We start from the raw sequence: 15,798 nt of genomic DNA on the forward strand, positions 1-15,798 counted from the left end.
TGCCTGGGCTCAGCGGACTTCCTGCTCCAGGGCCAGGTAGTCTTCGCTCTTGTAGCGCTCTATGACCGCATCCAGCCGCTCGTTGCCATCCTTGACCAGCAGCATGTGGGCAATGGCGCTGAGGTTGCACAGCACGTCCTTGCACTCGTACCTGGCCTGGTAGACCTGGCGCGAGGCCATGGCCAGCACCTGGGCATAGAGTCGGCCGGGGTTTTCCACGGCATGGCCCACCAGGTTGCTGAGCACGGCCAGGAAGAGTTCGTTTTCATCCAGCAGGCGTTTCTCGCGCACCGCCGCCTCGAAGGCCGGCTCCTGGCCATCGGGCACAAAGCTCTGCACCCAGTCCAGGTAGTCCTCATCGATGAGGATGGAGTGGGCCAGCTGCATCAGCCGCTGCTGCTGATCGTCATCGCCGCCCGGCGGATGAGCGGCGCAATGATCCACCAGGGCCTTGAGCTCCCTCAGCAACGAGATATGGCCACCGCCAAGCTGGTTGTACTGGGTGGCGATATCGGCAATGTCCTTCTTGAGGGTGTCGATGAAGCCGCTGCCGCCGGGAAGGGCGTCCAGCACCGGGAAGGCGGTGTACTTGAGATCGTGCAGGTGCTCGAAGAAGTCGCCGACCTCCTGGCGTATGCCGTTCAGATCCTCGATGGCCTGCTCGACAAAGCCGGCGTCCTGTTCGATACGCTGAACGAGCAGCTGCTGGCCATCGGGCTCGAAGAAGACATCCACCCGGCTCTCGTAGCGCTGGGCCTTGTCGACGATCTTGAAGATGAAGTCCTTGGACAGCCGCTCCAGGGCCTTGTTGATCTGGCTGGCGGCGACGGTCCGGGAATGCTGGTCTATGCCTTTCTGGCGTTCCTGCCGGACCCGGCGCCGTGACTCCATCACCAGGGCGATAAGGGAAATGATGATGGTGATGCTGGTAGCCAGATCGATGCCTATCTGGATCTTGTCCATGTTCATGGCGTGCTTCCTTGGTCGGTGGGGCTGTCGGCTTGGATAGAAAAAGACCATAAAACCCTATACTTGGGATCATGGTGAGTCAACGCGCTTACCCTTGGGCCTGCGCCTGAAAAAGGGCAAAAGTTCTTGCCGGCGCTGCGCGTAAGGAGCGCCGGCCTTAAGCCCACAAAAAAGCCACCGACAGGTGGCTTTTTGTTATCCCTGGCAGGCCCTGACCGCCTCGGCGATGAGTTCCAGCCCGGTATGTTCGCAGGGCGGCAACTCGGCCTTCGATTCCCGTATCGGGTCGACCCGCTCCCCCCACCTGATATAGCCGGCGCCCCAGGTCAGGCCGGCGCCGAAGGCGGCCGACATAATGTTGGCATGGGGTGTGATGATGCCCTGCTCGACGGCCTCGCAGATGGCGATGGGCACGGTGGCCGCCGAAGTATTGCCGTAATGCTGGATGTTCACCATCACCTTGTCTTGTGGCACCTTGAGGCGCTGCTGGATGGCCTGGATGATGCGCAGGTTGGCCTGGTGGGGGATCAGCACGTCGATGTCGTCCAGGGCCAGGTTGGCCTGGTCGAGCACGTCGTCACAGGCCTCGCTCATGCCCTTGACGGCCCTTTTGAAGATCTCCCGGCCCTCAAACAGGATGTCGGACGGCCCCGCCGGCCGGTACTTGTCCATGTCGGTGCCGTAATTGCGGACGTGGAGGATGTCGCGGTCCTCGGCGTCGCAGCCGGTCCTGGTGGCCAGCAGGCCCCGCGGCCGGTCGCTGGCCTCGATGACCAGGGCGCCGGCACCGTCGCCGAACAGCACGGCGCTGTCACGGCGTGCCCAGTTGACGTAGAAGGTCATGCGCTCGGCGCCGATCACCACCGCCTTGCGGACCATGCCGGCCCGCACCTGGGCGGTGGCATTTTGCAGCGCATAGAGAAAGCCCGAGCAGGCGGCATTGAGGTCGCAGGCGGCGGCGCCCCTGGCGCCGATGTTCTTCTGCACCAGGGAGGCCGTATTGGCCACCAGGGACGAGGGCGAACAGGTCGCCAGCAGCACCAGATCGACCTCGTCGCCGCCGATACCGGCGCAATCCAGGGCCCGCTGCGCGGCCACGGTGGCCAGCTCGGCCGTCGACACATGGCTGACCCGGCGCGCCTTGATGCCGGTCCGGCTGGCGATCCAGTCGTCGCTGGTGTCGATGACCTGGCTGATCTCGTCGTTGCTGAGGGTGGCCGGCGGCAGGCATTTGCCCCAGCCGGTGATTTCTGCGTATGGCATCTGGATCCCTGACCTTGTTCTGCGGTGGCTCAATGGGGTACGGACTGATGCCCTTATACCACTTTGTGCAAAGATGGGTAAAAAGGCTTGGGCCCCGCCGCCACGGGGTTAGGATAGCGTTATGGCAAAGATCCTCATCATCGACGACGACATCACCCTCTGCGACCTGCTGGGGGAATACCTGGAGGGCTTCGAGCTGCAGGTCCAGGCCTGCCACGACGGCGACAGCGGCCTCAAGGCCGCCGTCGGCGGCGACTGCGATCTGGTGCTGCTGGACGTGATGCTGCCCGGCCTGGGCGGTTTCGAGGTGCTCAAGGCGCTGCGCCAGAAGAGCCAGGTGCCGGTGCTGATGCTGACCGCCCGGGGCGACGAGGTGGACCGGGTGCTGGGCCTGGAGCTGGGCGCCGACGACTATGTACCCAAGCCCTTCTCGCACCGGGAGCTGGTGGCGCGCATCCAGGCCATACTGAGGCGGCTGGCGCCCCAGGCCCAGGCCGTATCCGGCCTGGAGGTGGATCCCCACAGCCTGGTGGCCCGCTACCAGGGCCAGCAGCTGGAACTGACCGCCGCCGAATTCCGGGTGCTGGCGGCCCTGTTCGAGCGTCCCGGCGAGGTGGTGTCCAAGGACGACATCTGCAAGGCCGCCTTCGGCCGCCGCCTGCAACCCTTCGACCGCCATATCGACATCCACATCTCCCACATCCGCAAGAAGCTGGCCCGGATCCAGGACAACAACCTGATCCGCACCCAGAGGGGCGTGGGCTACCAGCTGGTCACGGAGGCCGGATGAACTGGCTGAAGGGGTTCACCGGCCGCATCTTCCTGTGGTTCTGGCTGGCCATCAGCCTGCTGCTGGTCACCAACAACCTGGTGCTCAAGCACCTGGAAGAAAAAGACAGGCCCAGGGCCCTGCTGCCGGAAGAGCGGCAACTGGTCACCAAGCTGGAAAACGCCCTGCCCCGCCTGACCAAGATGGACACCGGCGAGCTGCTGCTGAGCCCGGAAGGACGCCAGTTGCGTCTGTACGATCCCCAGAGCCTGAGGCCCATCACCCGTACCCGCTCCTGGTCCTGGCGGCTGTCCGGCCTGGTGGCCGAAGAAGAGATCAAGGCCATGGACTTTCGCCGTGGCCGCTATATCGGCCCCTTTCAGCTGCAGCTCAAGGACGGCGACTACCTGGCCCTGTGGCGACTGCCGCCCAGGCGGCTGTCGTTTTGGGAACGCTTCCTGGCCGCGCCACCCTGGATCAGGGTCTCCGCCAGCCTGGTGGTGGTGCTGTTGATGAGCCTGGTGCTGGCCCACTGGCTGGCCAGGCCCATCCGTGAGCTGGGCCAGGTGGCCAGGCGCCTCGGCAACGGCGACATGAGCGCCAGGGCCAGGGCCGGCAGCGGCGAGGTGGGCCAGTTGGCCAAGGACTTCAACGCCATGGCCGACCAGGTGGCCCTCACGCTGGACAACCAGAAGCGGTTGCTGGCGGACGTCTCCCACGAACTGCGCTCCCCCCTGACCCGGCTCAAGCTGGCGGCGGCCATGATGGAAGACAAGCCGGAGCCCCGCTTTCTTGAGCGCATAGAGAAGGAGTGCGTCACCCTGGAGGAGCTCATCGACAAGGTGCTGACCCTGTCGCGGCTGGAGGCCACCCTCTATGACGAACCCGTCCAGGACAGCGACCTGGCGGCCCTGGCCAGGGCCGCGGCCGCCGACGCCGAGTTCCAGGCCCAAGACGGCCAGCGGCTCGAACTGCGGCTGCCGGAGCTGGCCGGCTATCCCATCAGGCCCAGGTTGATGCAGCGGCTGCTGGACAACCTGCTGGCCAACGCCCTGCGCTACGGCCAGCACATCAGGTTGTCACTGGCGCCAAAGGGCGGCGGCTGGCTGTTGTGCGTGGAAGACGACGGCCCTGGCGTGCCCGAGGCCGAACTGGCGCACCTGTTCGAACCCTTCTACAAGGGCGATCCTGCCCGGGGCCATGGTGGCCAGACCGGCCTGGGCCTGGCCATAGTGCAGGCCGCCGCCAAGGCCCACGGCGGCGCCATCAGCGCCGGCCGTTCCGAGCTGGGTGGCCTGAAGATCTGCCTGCAGCTGTCCTGACGGGCCTCAGCCGTTCTCCGGCACCTTGCGTTCCTCGACGGGGAGCACCGACAGCGGATCCTGGTGGATCAGCACGTCGGCGCCGGGGAACACCGCCATCAGCGACTGCTCTACCTCGTCGGCGATGCGGTGGGCCTCGCGCAGGCTGAGCTCGTCCGGCAGCTCCAGGTGCAGCTGGATGAACTTGGTGGGACCGGCCTGGCGGGTGCGCAGGTCGTGGGCACCGTGAACCCGGGGATGGCGACGCACCACCGCCATGATCTGCGCCTGCTCCTCGTCGGGCAGCTCCCGGTCCAGCAGGGTCTGGCCGGACTCGAAGGCGATGGCGCCGGCACTGACCAGGATGTAGACGGCGATGATCAGCGCCAGGCCGCCGTCGGCCCACCACCAGCCCTGGCTGCCCATCACCAGCGCCAGCAGCACGGCGCCATTGAGCAGCAGATCCGAGCGGTAGTGGAGCGCATCGGCCTTGACCGCCTGGGAGCCGGTCTTTCTGACCACATAGCCCTGGTAGGCCAGCAGCGCCAGGGTCAGTACCAGGGCCAGGACGATCACGGCGATGCCCACCTCGGTCTTGTTGATGGGCTGGGGATTGATGATGCGGTCCACCGAGTGGAACATCAGCAACATGGCCGAGCCGGCGATAAAGGCGGCCTGGCCCAGGCCGGCCAGGGACTCGGCCTTGCCGTGGCCGAATCGGTGTTCCTTGTCGGCCGGCTGCAACGCGTAGCGCACCGCGAACAGGTTCAGCAGCGACGCGGACACGTCCATCAGGGAGTCGGTGAGGGTGGCCAGCATGCTGGCCGAGCCGGTCATGACCCAGGCCAGCAGCTTGGTGATGATAAGGAGGGTGGCGACGAAGGTGGAGGCCAGCGTCGCCCGTTTAACCAGAGGTCCGTAGTGTTCAGTCATGTTTATGGTGGCGGCGGTGCCTGCGCTGGTGGCGCAGCTCCTTCAGCTCTGCCCTTTGCTCCGGCGTCAGGACCTTCATCAGGTCGAAACGCAGTTTCATTTGTTTGAGCTGCCGTTCCTGCCTCGGGGCCAGCAGGGCCCTGGCCCTGGCCTCATCGAAGCTGTCCGCCTCCATCAGCGCCTTCATCTGGTCGTGCCTGGCCTGGCGGTCGGCCTTTTCCGGTTTGGGGTTGTCGGCCCGGAAGCGTTCCAGCAGCTCCTGGATCTGTGCCTGTTGATTGTCCGACAGACCCAGCTTTTCTACAACCTGGGGATTGGCCAGGGGGTGTTCCATGCGGTGGTGACGGCCGCGCTCGGCCAGGGCGGAACCGCTCAGGGCCAGCATGGAGGCCAGGGTGGCGATGGTGATGAACTTCTTCATGGGCTTGCTCCTTGTTTAAGTGACGCCTTCAAGGTTAACGGCCGAAACGCAAAGCAATCCCCGGGACCAGGTAAAGAAGGGTAAACTAGCGGCCATGCTGCACATCATCCTTTATGAGCCGGAGATCCCCCCCAATACCGGCAACATCATCCGCCTCTGCGCCAACGCCGGCGTGGCCCTGCACCTGGTCGAGCCGCTTGGCTTCCAGTGGGATGACAAGCGCCTGCGCCGGGCCGGCCTGGACTATGACGAATTCGCTTCGGTGACACGCCACCCCGATCTGGCCCATTGCCTGGCCGCCCTGGGCAATCCCAGGGTGTTCGCCTGCACCACCAAGGCCAGCCAGGCCCACAGCGCCCCGGCCTACCGGGACGGCGACGCCTTCCTGTTCGGCCCCGAATCCCGTGGCCTGCCCAGGGACATCATCGACGCCCTGCCGTCCGGGCAGCGCATCCGCATCCCCATGCAGGCCAGCTCCCGCAGCCTGAACCTGTCCAACGCCACGGCGGTGATCCTCTACGAGGCGTTGCGGCAACTGGATTACCCGGAACTGGGCTGAGGCTGCTGGGCCAGGGAAAAGGCCTTGATCTCGTCGAACAGCAGGTGGTCGCCCTCGTCCTGGCCATAGTAGGCCAGCTGGATGATGCCGTCCCTGTCCACCAGGAAATCGGCCGGCATGGTGGTCAGGCTGCCCTTGATACTGGTGGGCCAGTAACCCCTGGCCAGGGCCCGGACCAGGGTGGGCAGCCTCAGGGCCAGGCCCCGGACGACCCCCGATAGCGAGTGCTGGACCCCGTAAGCCCTGTGGCAGCGCCCGTCCTCGTCGGCCAGGATCGGAAAGGGCGCCCGGTGGCGACCGGCATGGCGGACCAGGTTGTCCAGGGGCGAATCGAAGACCGCCACTATGGTGAAGCCGGCGCCCAGCTCGTCAAAGCGGCGAGCCAGCTCATGGAGCCGCAGGTTGCAGAAGGGACAGGAGGCAAAGCGCAGGAAAGACAGCAGGTAGGGCCGCCCGGCCAGGCTGGCGGTGTCGAACCGGCCACCGTCGATGGCGGGCAGGCTGATGGGGACGACCGGATCGCCCGGCGTTTTCTCTATCATGGCCCTGCTCACAATGGCTCCCCCTCTAACTTAGCATTCGCCAGGGTCCCGTCGATAAGGCTATGCTAAGGCAAGCAAAAACCAACCGTCAGAGTAGGTAAATGGATAACATCGCCGTGCGCGGCGTCGATGCCTGGGTGGAGCGGATCAGCGAACAGGAACTGCCGGCCCTGGCCACCACGGTGCGCACCCTGGAGAAGCTCGAGAAAGACGACGCCGCCTCCCTGGCCTGCCTGGGCCGCAGCGTCCTCCACGACCATGGCCTCACCTCGCGGATCCTGCGGGTGGTCAACTCCGTCATCTACAACAGGGGCCGGGCCCAGGTCACCACCGTCAGCCGCGCCTCGGTGATCCTCGGCTACGACGCCCTCAAGCATATCTGTATCACCGCCACCATGATGGACGGCATGCTGACCAACAAGGACATCAGCAAGGCCGTCCACGATAGGCTGATCCGGGTGATGGCCCAGTCCCTCCATGCCGCCATGCTGGCGCGCATGCTGCTGGGAGGGTACGACGAGGACACCCAGGAAGAGGTCTATATCGCCGCCCTGCTCCACAACCTGGGCGAGATCGCCTTCTGGAGCATGGGCGGCGCCATCACCGAGGCGCTGCTGGCGCAGTTGCAGCAGGCCGGCGGCAACGAAAAGGCGCTGGTCCAGGACCGGCTCGGCACCAGCTTCGAAAGCCTGGGCGCCGCCCTGGCCAAGGCCTGGAACATGGGCGACATGCTGGTCAGATCCATCCGCGACCCGGGCCGCCGCACCCCGGAGCTGCGCTGCATCGCCCTGGCCCATGACTTCAGCCGGGCCCTGGCCGACGGCGACCAGGGCCGGATCCAGGAAGGCCTGCAGGCCATGGCCAAGTTCATGGTGGTCGAGCCGGACGTGGCCAAGGCGCGGATCCAGTCCTGCACCCAGGCCACCGCCGAGCTGGCCAGCTGCTACGGGGCCCAGGAAGTGGCCCACCTGCTCGACCCGCGGCTGGGCGAGGACGAGGACCAGCCACGGGAGCCACGCTTTCATGAGCCGGACGAGGCCCTGCAGCTGAAAATGCTCAGGGAGATGACCTTCCTGGTGGGCGAAGGGGCCGACATCAACCTGCTGATCCACACCACCATGGAGGGGCTGCTCAGGGCCGTGGGCATGGACAGGGTGGTGGTGCTGATGCCCAACCCCAAGTTCAACCAGCTCAGCCCCCGCTTCTATTCCAGCGCCGATGACAGCCAAATCAAGGACGTGTTCAGCCTGCCCCTGGGCGGCGACGATATCTTTACCTCGACCTTCAAGGGCCAGGAGGGGCACTGGGTGGACAAGCCCAAGAGCCTGCACTGGGCGCCGCGCCTGCCGGCGGCCATGGCCACCATCAACCAGGGCAGCCCCTTCCTGCTGGCGCCGCTGGTGCTGGACAAGAAATGCCTGGGCCTGTTCTATGCCGACCGCGCCCACAGCGGCCGGGCCCTGGGCAAGGAGGACTTCGAGAGCTTCAGCCACTTCGTGCGCCAGGCTTCGCTATGCCTGATGATGATCCTGCGCGGCTGATACAAAAAACCGGCCATCAGGCCGGTTTTCTTATTGGGCTTCCGATTTTCGCGACCGGGCCAGCAGATCGCAGGCCGCCTCCCGGGCGCTCTTGCCCTGGTAGAGCACGGCGTAGATCTGCTCGGTGATGGGCATCTCCACCCCCAGCTCCCGGGACAGCAGCCAGACTTCCTTGGTGTTGCGGTAGCCTTCCACCACCTGGCCGATGGAGGCCATGGCCTCCTCTATGGCCATGCCCTGGCCCAGGGCCAGGCCGAAGCGACGGTTGCGGGACTGGTTGTCGGTACAGGTCAGCACCAGATCGCCCAGGCCGGACATGCCCATGAAGGTGGCCGGATCGGCCCCCAGGGCCGCCCCCAGCCGGGTCAGCTCCGCCAGGCCGCGGGTGATCAGGGCGGTGCGGGCATTGGCACCGAAGCCGATGCCGTCGGCCATGCCGGCCCCTATGGCGATGACGTTCTTCACCGCGCCGCCCAGCTGCACGCCGATGAAATCCGGGTTGGCGTAGGTGCGCAGGTGGCGCTCGCAATGGAGCAGATCGGAGAGCCGCTCCATGAAGGCGTCGTCGGTGCTGGAGATGGCGATGGCCGTGGGCAGGCCGGCGGCCAGTTCCTTGGCGAAGGTGGGCCCGCTCAGCACCGCCAGCGGCATCTGCTCACCCAGAATGTCCCGGGCCAGGTCCTGGAGCAGGCGGCCGGTGTCGGCCTCCAGGCCCTTGGTGGCCCAGGCCACCCTGGCGTCGCCGCGCAGGTGCGGCTTCATCTGGGTCAGCACCTGGCCGAAGGCGTGGGAGGGCACCACCACCAGGATGTCCCGGCAGGCCGAGACCGCCTTGGCCAGGTCCGGCTCCATCACCAGGCTGTCGGGGAAGGGGATGTCGGGCAGGTAGCGCTTGTTCTGACGCTCGCTGGCCAGTTCGGCCAGGTGCTCGGCGTTGTGACCCCAGAGCAGGGTCTTGTGGCCGTTGCGTGCCAGAGAAATAGCGAGGGCGGTGCCATAAGACCCCGCCCCCAGCACGCAGATGGCCGCATTATCGGCTGTCATGCGTTGTTCGATCAGGCCTCGGCCTGCTCCTCGGCTTGTGCGCCTTCGGCGGCAGCGGCGCGCTGCTGCACGTACTGGGCGAACAGGGCGTCGAAGTTCACCGGCGCCAGGTTCAGGGCCGGGAAGGTGCCGCGGTTGACCAGGTTGGAGATGGTTTCACGGGCGTAGGGGAACAGCACGTTCGGGCAGAAGGCACCCAGGGTATGGGCCAGCTGCGGCTCGGGCATGTTGGCCACGGTGAAGATACCGGCCTGCTGTACCTCGCACAGGAAGGCCACGTCTTCGCCGACCTTGGTGGTCACGGTCAGGTTCAGGACCACTTCGTAGACGTCGTCGCTCAGCTTGTTGGAGCGGGTGTCCAGATCCAGCTTCACTTCCGGCTTCCATTCTTTCTGGAAGATGGTCGGGGAGTTGGGGGTCTCGAAGGAGATGTCCTTGGCGTAGATGCGCTGGATGTGGAACTGGGGGGCGTCCTGCGCTTCGGTAGCCTGTGCGTTGTTGTGTTCTTCAGCCATGGTTCTATACCTGTTGTAATTGGAGTGAATTCAAATAGAGGCGCCACGTCTTGGGCGCTTCCCTGCCCTGTCAGGCCACCAGCAGCTCGCCGAGCTTGCCGCTGGTTTCCAGCGCCTCCAGGTCGGAACAGCCACCTATGTGCTGCCCGTTGATGAAGATCTGCGGTACCGTGTAGCTCTGACCATCGGTCAGCTCCAGCATGTGCTGGCGACGCTCCTGGTTGTTGTCGTTGCAGATCTCCTCGAATGCTTGTCCCTTGGCACCCAGAAGGGCCTTGGCCCGTTCACAGTAGGGGCATCCGGTTTTGGTGTAAATAGTGATGTCGGCCATCTCGGCTCCTCAACCTTTCAGCGGCATGTTGGCTTCTTTCCAACCCTGGATGCCGCCCGTCAGTACATACACGGAAGAAAAGCCTTGCTGGTGCAGGTGCTTTGCCGCCTGCTGGGCCGTCATTCCCGCCTCACAGACCAGAATGATGGGGTCGTTTTTATGCTTTTCAACCTTATCGAGCTGATTTTTTAACAATTGCTCCTTGGGCAGGTTGATGGCGCCGGCGATATGGGCCTTCTTGAAGTCGGCCTGGCCGCGGATATCCACCACCCGGGTGTCATCCTGGTTGATCAGGAACACGGCCTGCTGGGCCGCCACCTTCTTGTAGGGCGCGGTGAAGCCCTGGATCACGGAAACGAGAAAGGCGATCAGCAGGATCACCCAAAGGGCGGACAGCACCAGATGGTCGCTGACAAAGGCCGTCAAATCAGTCATGGAGCAACTAAACCTCAGCTTTTCAGAGGTTCCTGAGTATACCTGTCCGTACCACCAATAAAAGCCCCGGCACCGGCCGTAACTGGTCAGTAACCGACCTTTGCGTGTAAACTGGCGCGAATTCAAGACTATGTGGTCGAGGAAGTCAGCAGTCATGGCCAAGAAACCTCTGGTTCTCATTATTCTGGACGGCTGGGGATACAGCGAATCCCCGGAAAACAACGCCATCTACCATGCCAACACCCCGGTCATGGACAGGCTCTGGGCCGAACGGCCCCACAGCCTGATCTCAGGCTCCGGCCTGGACGTGGGCCTGCCCGACGGCCAGATGGGCAACTCCGAGGTCGGCCACGTCAACCTGGGCGCCGGCCGCGTCGTCTACCAGGAGCTGACCCGCATCGGCAAGGCCATTGAGGACGGTGACTTCTTCGAGAACCCGGCCCTGGTCCAGGCCACCGACAAGGCGGTCCAGGCCGGCAAGGCCGTGCACATCTTCGGCCTGGTCAGCCCGGGCGGCGTCCACAGCCACGAGGATCACCTGCTGGCCATGGTCGAGCTGGCCGCCCGCCGCGGCGCCGAGCACATCTACCTGCACGCCTTCCTGGACGGCCGCGACACCCCGCCCCGCTCCGCCGAAGCCTCCCTCAAGCGTTTCGACGCCAAGTTCGCCGAACTGGGCAAGGGCCGCATCGCCTCCCTGGTGGGCCGCTACTACGCCATGGACAGAGACAACAGGTGGGACAGGGTCCAGGCCGCCTACGACATGCTGACCCTGGGCCAGGCCGAGTACCACGCCAACGACGCCGTCGCCGGCCTCCAGGCCGCCTATGGCCGTGACGAGAACGACGAGTTCGTCAAACCCACCCTCATCGGCCGGGCCGCCCCCATCGAAGACGGCGACGCCGTCATCTTCATGAACTTCCGCGCCGACCGGGCCAGGGAGATCACCCGCAGCTTCGTGGAGGACGACTTCGAAGGCTTTGTGCGCCACAAGCGCCCGGCCCTGGCCGACTTCGTGATGCTGACCCAGTACGCCGCCGACATTCCCACCAGCTGCGCCTACCCGCCGGTGGAGCTGGTCAACACCCTGGGCCAGTGGCTGGCCGACCACGGCAAGACCCAGCTGCGCATCTCGGAAACCGAGAAGTACGCCCACGTCACCTTCTTCTTCAACGGCGGCAAGGAAACCACCTTCGCCGGCGAGGATCGCATCCTGGTGGAAAGCCCCAAGGTGGCCACCTATGACCTGCAGCCGCAGATGAGCTCCACCGAGCTCACCGACAAGCTGGTCGGCGCCATCGAGTCCGGCCAGTACGACGTCATCGTCTGCAACTACCCCAACGGCGACATGGTCGGCCACACCGGCGTCTTCGAGGCCGCCGTCAAGGCCGTGGAGGCCGTGGACAGCTGCATCGGCCGGGTGGTCGAGGCCCTGGACAGGGTCGGTGGCGAGTGCCTGATCACCGCCGATCACGGCAACGCCGAACAGATGGCCGATGCCAGCACCGGCCAGGCCCATACCGCCCATACCTCGGGCCCGGTGCCGCTGATCTACGTGGGCCGTGATGCCGAGCCGGTGCAAGGCGGCGTGCTGTCCGACATAGCCCCGACCATGTTGACCCTGATGGGCATGCCCATCCCGGCCGAGATGACCGGCAAGCCCCTGTTCAAGCTGGCCTGAATGCCGTGCTGAGACTGGTCCTGCTGGCCGCCCTGCTGGCCCCGAGCATCCCGGCCCTGGCCGCGGACCCCAAGGACAAGCTGGCGGATGTGGAGAAGCACATCCGCCAGACCGAAGCCGAGCTCAAGAGGCAGAAGGGGGAGCGGGCCCAGCTGCAGAGCCGCCTCAAGGGGGTGGAGCGCAAGATAGGCCAGCTGGCCGCCGAGCTGGATCGCATCCAGGGCCAGCAGGCCCGGGCCAGGGAGCGCCAGCAGGCGCTCCAGGCCCAGCTCAAGGAGCTGGAGAGCCGCTCCAGGAGCCAGCAGGCGCTGCTGGCCAAGCAGCTGAGGGCAGCCTATGCCAGCGGCAACCATGATTACCTCAAATTGCTGCTCAACCTGGACCAGGCCAACAACCTGGAACGCATCCTCACCTACTACCAGTACCTCAACCAGGCCAGGCTGGACGAGCTGGCCGCCATCCGCCAGACCCAGCAGGAGCTGACCTCCGCCCGGGCCCAGTTGGCCGACACCCTGGCAGAGCTGGACCAGCTGGCCCAGGGCACCCGCGACCGCCAGGCCCAGCTCCAGGAGCAGCAGGCCGAGCGCCAGAGCACCCTCACCGCCCTGACCCGGCAGATCCGCAGCCAATCCGCCGAGCTGGAGCAACTGATGGCGGACCGGGCCTCCCTCAACACCCTGCTCCAGGAGGCGGCCCGCAAGGCCAGGGAGCGCAGCCAGCGCCAGGGCCTGAAGGGGCGCAAGGGCAAGCTGTCCTGGCCCGCCAAGGGCCGGGTGCAGCGGCTGTTTGCCACCCGCCGCGCCGCCGGCATCACCTGGAAGGGGGTCATCATAGATGCCGCCAGCGGCAGCCAGGTCAGCGCCATCGCCGACGGCACCGTGGTCTACGCCGACTGGGTCAAGGGCTACGGCCTGCTGCTGGCCGTGGACCACGGCGACGGCTACCTGAGCCTGTACGGCCAGAACCAGGCCCTGCTCAAGGGCGTCGGCGACGACGTCCGTGGCGGCGAGCGTATCGCCCTGGTCGGCGCCAGCGGGGGCCAGAAGCAGCCTGGGCTATACTTCGAGATACGCCACAAGGGTAAAGCCGTAAACCCGACTGGCTGGTGCCGATAACAGGGGAAACCTATGGCCAAAGGTTCCTGGTTGGCGGGCCTGTGCACTGGCTGCCTGCTGACCCTGGCGGGTCTGGCCATCGCCAATCACCATGCCCAGACCGGCTCACTGCCATCCCCGAGCAAGCTGCTCACCGAAGTGCTCGGCCAGATCCAGCATTTTTATGTCCAGGATGTGGCCGAAGACGAGCTTATCGACAAGGCGCTCAGCGCCATGCTTGCCTCCCTGGACGACTATTCCCGCTACCTGGACGAAGACGAGATCCGCGCCCTCCACGAGATGGCCACGGGCCACTATTCCGGCCTTGGCATCGAAGTGGATCCCCAGGGTGACAGGCTGCTGGTGCTGGGTCCCATCAAGGGCAGCCCGGCGGACCGGGCCGGCGTCAAGCGCGGCGACGAGATCATCAGCATCAATGGCTACAGGGTGGGCTCCCGGCCCCTGTCCTACTTCAGCCAGGAGCTGCGCCGGCACCACCAGGAGCCGGTGGAGCTGGTGCTGGTGCGGGCCGAACAGCGCCTGAACCTGCGCATTCCCCCGGGCGACGTCCAGGTACACAGCGTCGAAGCCCATGAGCTGGACGCGGACGGCCTCTGGCTGCGGCTGAGCCACTTCCAGAACAACACCGCGGTGGAGATCAGGGAGGCGCTCGAGGACGCCGATCCCCACTACCTGGTGCTGGATCTGCGCGACAACCCGGGCGGGGTGCTGAGCGCCGCCGTTGAGGTGGCCGACCTCTTCCTCAATGAGGGCCTGATCGTCTCCACCCAGGGCCGCGCTTCCTATGCCAACCAGCGCTACCATGCCGAGCGGGGCCAGTTGCTGGCCGGCAGGCCGATACTGGTGCTGATCAACCAGGGCTCGGCGTCGGCCGCCGAGATCCTGGCCGGCGCCCTCAAGGACAACGGCCGCGCCCAATTGCTGGGGGACACCAGCTACGGCAAGGGCTCCATCCAGAGCCTGATCCCCCTGGCCGGCGGCAGCCGTGCCCTCAAGCTCACCACCGCCTATTACCTGACCCCGGCCGGGCACCGTATCCACGGCCTGGGCATAGCACCGGATCTACCGGCGGGCCAGAGGCTGTCAAGCGCGGCCAAGCGCTCTATAATGAAGGGCCGCTATCCCAGGGCCAGACGAGCCGAGGTGGCGGTATGGCCAGAGGCCCAGGACGATCCCCTGCTGTGGGAGGCCCTGGCGATACTGGCCGACCAGGACATTCAATAACAACGAGTTGGAACTCCGAGTGCGCTTTCTTCTTTCGGCCCTGATCGGGCTGCTGCTGCCGTTGGCAGCCCAGGCCAAGCCGCGCCTGGCCATCATCATCGACGATCTGGGCTACAAACAGGGCGATTTCCGGGTCTTGGAGCTGCCGAGGACGGTGGCCCTGGGCATCATGCCCCACACCCCCTATGGCCGGTCGCTGGCCAGCCGGGGCCAGGACCGCAACCACGTCATCATGCTGCACCTGCCCATGGAGCCCGAGGCCAAGCTGCCCCTGGAGCCCCATACCCTGACCACCAGCATGAACAGATCCGCCCTGGCAGAGGCCCTGGAGGCGGCCCTGGCCGACATTCCCCAGGCCAGGGGCGTCAACAACCACATGGGCTCGGCCATGACCCAGAGCCGCCCGCAGATGGACTGGCTGATGGGGGAACTGGGCCGGCGTGGCCTGTTTTTCGTGGACTCCAGGACCACCGCCAAGTCCCAGGCCATGGCCGCGGCCCGCATGGCCGGCATCCCCGCCGTGGAGCGCAAGGTGTTCCTGGACAACAGCCCGGACCAACTTGACTACCAATGGCAACGGGCCCTGACACTGGCCGAGCAGCATGGCCAGGTGGTGGTAATAGGCCACCCCCACGACCATACCCTGGCTTTTCTGGGCCGAGCCCTGAGCAACGACCAGCTGGCCGTGGAGCTGGTGCCGATCACGGCGCTGATGGCACCGGAGCACTGGGCCAGCTCTGATACAATGACAGACACAAGAGGCTGAGGACTTCCCATGCGCCTGACCGTACATCACAACCCCCCCAGGAGCAGCGAACTGGAGCGGGATCTGACCAAGCTCTACCACACCCTGCCGGCCGACCTCGACCAGCACCACTGGTTCGTGGCTACCTTCAACGACCGCCATATCGCCGCCCTGCGCCTGGACGGCGAAAAGCTCGGCAGGCTGGCGGTGCGTATCGAGACCTGGCGCCGCGGCGTGGGCAGCTATTTGCTGTCGGAAGCGGAGAAGGCGGCCCGGGAGCTGGGCCTGATGCGGCTGTTCCTGGTGGCGGCCGAATACCCCGAGGAAAACAGGGAAGGGCTGGGCGCCTTCCTGGAAACCCGGGGCTATGAACGCACCCCGGACGGTTGGCAGAAGACCCTCTAGACACG

18 protein-coding genes are annotated in these 15,798 nt (G+C 65.7%); 9 read left to right on the plus strand and 9 right to left on the minus strand.

From position 1 onward, the window contains the following. Positions 1 to 9: 9 nt before the first annotated feature. Together WDB71_RS14650 and WDB71_RS14655 are read right to left on the minus strand one after the other, a co-directional pair. The gene (locus tag WDB71_RS14650; RefSeq protein ID WP_341502339.1) at positions 10 to 969 is read right to left on the minus strand and encodes a hypothetical protein; all 960 of its coding nucleotides are present in this window, start codon (positions 967 to 969) and stop codon (positions 10 to 12) included. Between the two features lie 195 nt (positions 970 to 1,164). Continuing rightward, complete coding sequence (locus tag WDB71_RS14655; RefSeq protein ID WP_341502340.1) at positions 1,165 to 2,232, minus strand: ketoacyl-ACP synthase III; 1,068 nt, start codon at positions 2,230 to 2,232, stop codon at positions 1,165 to 1,167. A 121-nt stretch (positions 2,233 to 2,353) separates the two neighbouring features. On the opposite strand from WDB71_RS14655, the gene WDB71_RS14660 reads away from it, so the two are divergent. Continuing rightward, on the plus strand, positions 2,354 to 3,022 hold the full coding sequence (locus WDB71_RS14660; protein ID WP_341502341.1) for a response regulator transcription factor: 669 nt from the start codon (positions 2,354 to 2,356) through the stop codon (positions 3,020 to 3,022). Further along, positions 3,019 to 4,323 (plus strand): ATP-binding protein, encoded by a 1,305-nt coding sequence (locus tag WDB71_RS14665; RefSeq protein WP_341502342.1) that lies wholly within the window; start codon positions 3,019 to 3,021, stop codon positions 4,321 to 4,323. Before WDB71_RS14660 ends, WDB71_RS14665 begins: the two co-directional genes overlap by 4 nt. A gap of 6 nt (positions 4,324 to 4,329) precedes the next feature. Here the strand turns inward: WDB71_RS14665 and WDB71_RS14670 are convergent, their stop codons facing one another. After that, positions 4,330 to 5,235: a cation diffusion facilitator family transporter gene (locus WDB71_RS14670; RefSeq protein WP_341502343.1), complete on the minus strand. Its 906-nt coding sequence runs from the start codon at positions 5,233 to 5,235 to the stop codon at positions 4,330 to 4,332. After that, entirely contained in the window at positions 5,228 to 5,656 is a 429-nt protein-coding gene (locus WDB71_RS14675; RefSeq protein ID WP_341502344.1) for a periplasmic heavy metal sensor, read from the minus strand. The genes WDB71_RS14670 and WDB71_RS14675 overlap by 8 nt, the downstream gene beginning before the upstream one ends. A gap of 94 nt (positions 5,657 to 5,750) precedes the next feature. On the opposite strand from WDB71_RS14675, the gene trmL reads away from it, so the two are divergent. Then, the gene (gene trmL, locus WDB71_RS14680) at positions 5,751 to 6,215 is read left to right on the plus strand and encodes a tRNA (uridine(34)/cytosine(34)/5-carboxymethylaminomethyluridine(34)-2'-O)-methyltransferase TrmL (RefSeq protein ID WP_341502345.1); all 465 of its coding nucleotides are present in this window, start codon (positions 5,751 to 5,753) and stop codon (positions 6,213 to 6,215) included. Here trmL and WDB71_RS14685 read toward each other — a convergent pair. Further along, the gene (locus WDB71_RS14685; protein WP_341502346.1) at positions 6,197 to 6,769 is read right to left on the minus strand and encodes a peroxiredoxin-like family protein; all 573 of its coding nucleotides are present in this window, start codon (positions 6,767 to 6,769) and stop codon (positions 6,197 to 6,199) included. The two genes, trmL and WDB71_RS14685, sit on opposite strands and share 19 nt — an antisense overlap. An 89-nt stretch (positions 6,770 to 6,858) precedes the next feature. Here WDB71_RS14685 and WDB71_RS14690 point away from each other — a divergent pair, with 89 nt between their 5' ends. Then, positions 6,859 to 8,298 (plus strand): HDOD domain-containing protein, encoded by a 1,440-nt coding sequence (locus WDB71_RS14690; RefSeq protein WP_341502347.1) that lies wholly within the window; start codon positions 6,859 to 6,861, stop codon positions 8,296 to 8,298. 30 nt (positions 8,299 to 8,328) lie between these two features. On the opposite strand, the gene gpsA is transcribed toward WDB71_RS14690, so the two are convergent. The 4 genes from gpsA to WDB71_RS14710 form a co-directional block, all read right to left on the minus strand. Next, entirely contained in the window at positions 8,329 to 9,342 is a 1,014-nt protein-coding gene (gene gpsA, locus WDB71_RS14695; protein ID WP_341502348.1) for an NAD(P)H-dependent glycerol-3-phosphate dehydrogenase, read from the minus strand. Positions 9,343 to 9,353: 11 nt separating this feature from the next. Beyond that, positions 9,354 to 9,857: a protein-export chaperone SecB gene (secB, locus tag WDB71_RS14700; protein ID WP_341502349.1), complete on the minus strand. Its 504-nt coding sequence runs from the start codon at positions 9,855 to 9,857 to the stop codon at positions 9,354 to 9,356. 70 nt (positions 9,858 to 9,927) lie between these two features. Continuing rightward, positions 9,928 to 10,188: a glutaredoxin 3 gene (gene grxC, locus WDB71_RS14705; RefSeq protein WP_341502350.1), complete on the minus strand. Its 261-nt coding sequence runs from the start codon at positions 10,186 to 10,188 to the stop codon at positions 9,928 to 9,930. Positions 10,189 to 10,197: 9 nt separating this feature from the next. Continuing rightward, positions 10,198 to 10,779, minus strand: coding sequence for a rhodanese-like domain-containing protein (locus WDB71_RS14710; RefSeq protein ID WP_341502351.1), 582 nt, complete (start codon positions 10,777 to 10,779; stop codon positions 10,198 to 10,200). Between WDB71_RS14710 and gpmM the strand changes: the two genes are divergently transcribed. From gpmM to WDB71_RS14735, 5 genes are read left to right on the plus strand one after another with little or no spacing between them, the layout of a single operon-like run. Continuing rightward, entirely contained in the window at positions 10,778 to 12,304 is a 1,527-nt protein-coding gene (gene gpmM, locus WDB71_RS14715; protein ID WP_341502352.1) for a 2,3-bisphosphoglycerate-independent phosphoglycerate mutase, read from the plus strand. The two genes, WDB71_RS14710 and gpmM, sit on opposite strands and share 2 nt — an antisense overlap. A gap of 5 nt (positions 12,305 to 12,309) precedes the next feature. Continuing rightward, positions 12,310 to 13,419, plus strand: coding sequence for a peptidoglycan DD-metalloendopeptidase family protein (locus WDB71_RS14720; protein WP_341502353.1), 1,110 nt, complete (start codon positions 12,310 to 12,312; stop codon positions 13,417 to 13,419). 12 nt (positions 13,420 to 13,431) lie between these two features. Then, positions 13,432 to 14,643 carry a S41 family peptidase gene (locus WDB71_RS14725; RefSeq protein ID WP_341502354.1) on the plus strand — a complete coding sequence of 404 codons (1,212 nt, stop codon included), beginning with the start codon at positions 13,432 to 13,434 and terminating at the stop codon, positions 14,641 to 14,643. A gap of 19 nt (positions 14,644 to 14,662) precedes the next feature. Then, positions 14,663 to 15,409 carry a divergent polysaccharide deacetylase family protein gene (locus WDB71_RS14730; RefSeq protein WP_341502355.1) on the plus strand — a complete coding sequence of 249 codons (747 nt, stop codon included), beginning with the start codon at positions 14,663 to 14,665 and terminating at the stop codon, positions 15,407 to 15,409. A 9-nt stretch (positions 15,410 to 15,418) separates the two neighbouring features. Beyond that, the gene (locus WDB71_RS14735) at positions 15,419 to 15,793 is read left to right on the plus strand and encodes an acetyl-CoA sensor PanZ family protein (RefSeq protein ID WP_341502356.1); all 375 of its coding nucleotides are present in this window, start codon (positions 15,419 to 15,421) and stop codon (positions 15,791 to 15,793) included. Positions 15,794 to 15,798: the final 5 nt, after the last annotated feature.

The sequence above is a fragment of the Gallaecimonas sp. GXIMD4217 genome (genome assembly GCF_038087665.1).
Taxonomy (GTDB): Bacteria; Pseudomonadota; Gammaproteobacteria; order Enterobacterales; family Gallaecimonadaceae; genus Gallaecimonas.

Coding starts and splice junctions, on each gene's coding strand:
- WDB71_RS14650 (WP_341502339.1), bottom strand. CDS start 969: ATGAACATGGACAAGATCCAGATAGGCATCGATCTGGCTACCAGCATC.
- WDB71_RS14655 (WP_341502340.1), bottom strand. CDS start 2,232: ATGCCATACGCAGAAATCACCGGCTGGGGCAAATGCCTGCCGCCGGCC.
- WDB71_RS14660 (WP_341502341.1), top strand. CDS start 2,354: ATGGCAAAGATCCTCATCATCGACGACGACATCACCCTCTGCGACCTG.
- WDB71_RS14665 (WP_341502342.1), top strand. CDS start 3,019: ATGAACTGGCTGAAGGGGTTCACCGGCCGCATCTTCCTGTGGTTCTGG.
- WDB71_RS14670 (WP_341502343.1), bottom strand. CDS start 5,235: ATGACTGAACACTACGGACCTCTGGTTAAACGGGCGACGCTGGCCTCC.
- WDB71_RS14675 (WP_341502344.1), bottom strand. CDS start 5,656: ATGAAGAAGTTCATCACCATCGCCACCCTGGCCTCCATGCTGGCCCTG.
- trmL (WP_341502345.1), top strand. CDS start 5,751: ATGCTGCACATCATCCTTTATGAGCCGGAGATCCCCCCCAATACCGGC.
- WDB71_RS14690 (WP_341502347.1), top strand. CDS start 6,859: ATGGATAACATCGCCGTGCGCGGCGTCGATGCCTGGGTGGAGCGGATC.
- gpsA (WP_341502348.1), bottom strand. CDS start 9,342: ATGACAGCCGATAATGCGGCCATCTGCGTGCTGGGGGCGGGGTCTTAT.
- secB (WP_341502349.1), bottom strand. CDS start 9,857: ATGGCTGAAGAACACAACAACGCACAGGCTACCGAAGCGCAGGACGCC.
- grxC (WP_341502350.1), bottom strand. CDS start 10,188: ATGGCCGACATCACTATTTACACCAAAACCGGATGCCCCTACTGTGAA.
- gpmM (WP_341502352.1), top strand. CDS start 10,778: ATGGCCAAGAAACCTCTGGTTCTCATTATTCTGGACGGCTGGGGATAC.
- WDB71_RS14710 (WP_341502351.1), bottom strand. CDS start 10,779: ATGACTGCTGACTTCCTCGACCACATAGTCTTGAATTCGCGCCAGTTT.
- WDB71_RS14725 (WP_341502354.1), top strand. CDS start 13,432: ATGGCCAAAGGTTCCTGGTTGGCGGGCCTGTGCACTGGCTGCCTGCTG.
- WDB71_RS14735 (WP_341502356.1), top strand. CDS start 15,419: ATGCGCCTGACCGTACATCACAACCCCCCCAGGAGCAGCGAACTGGAG.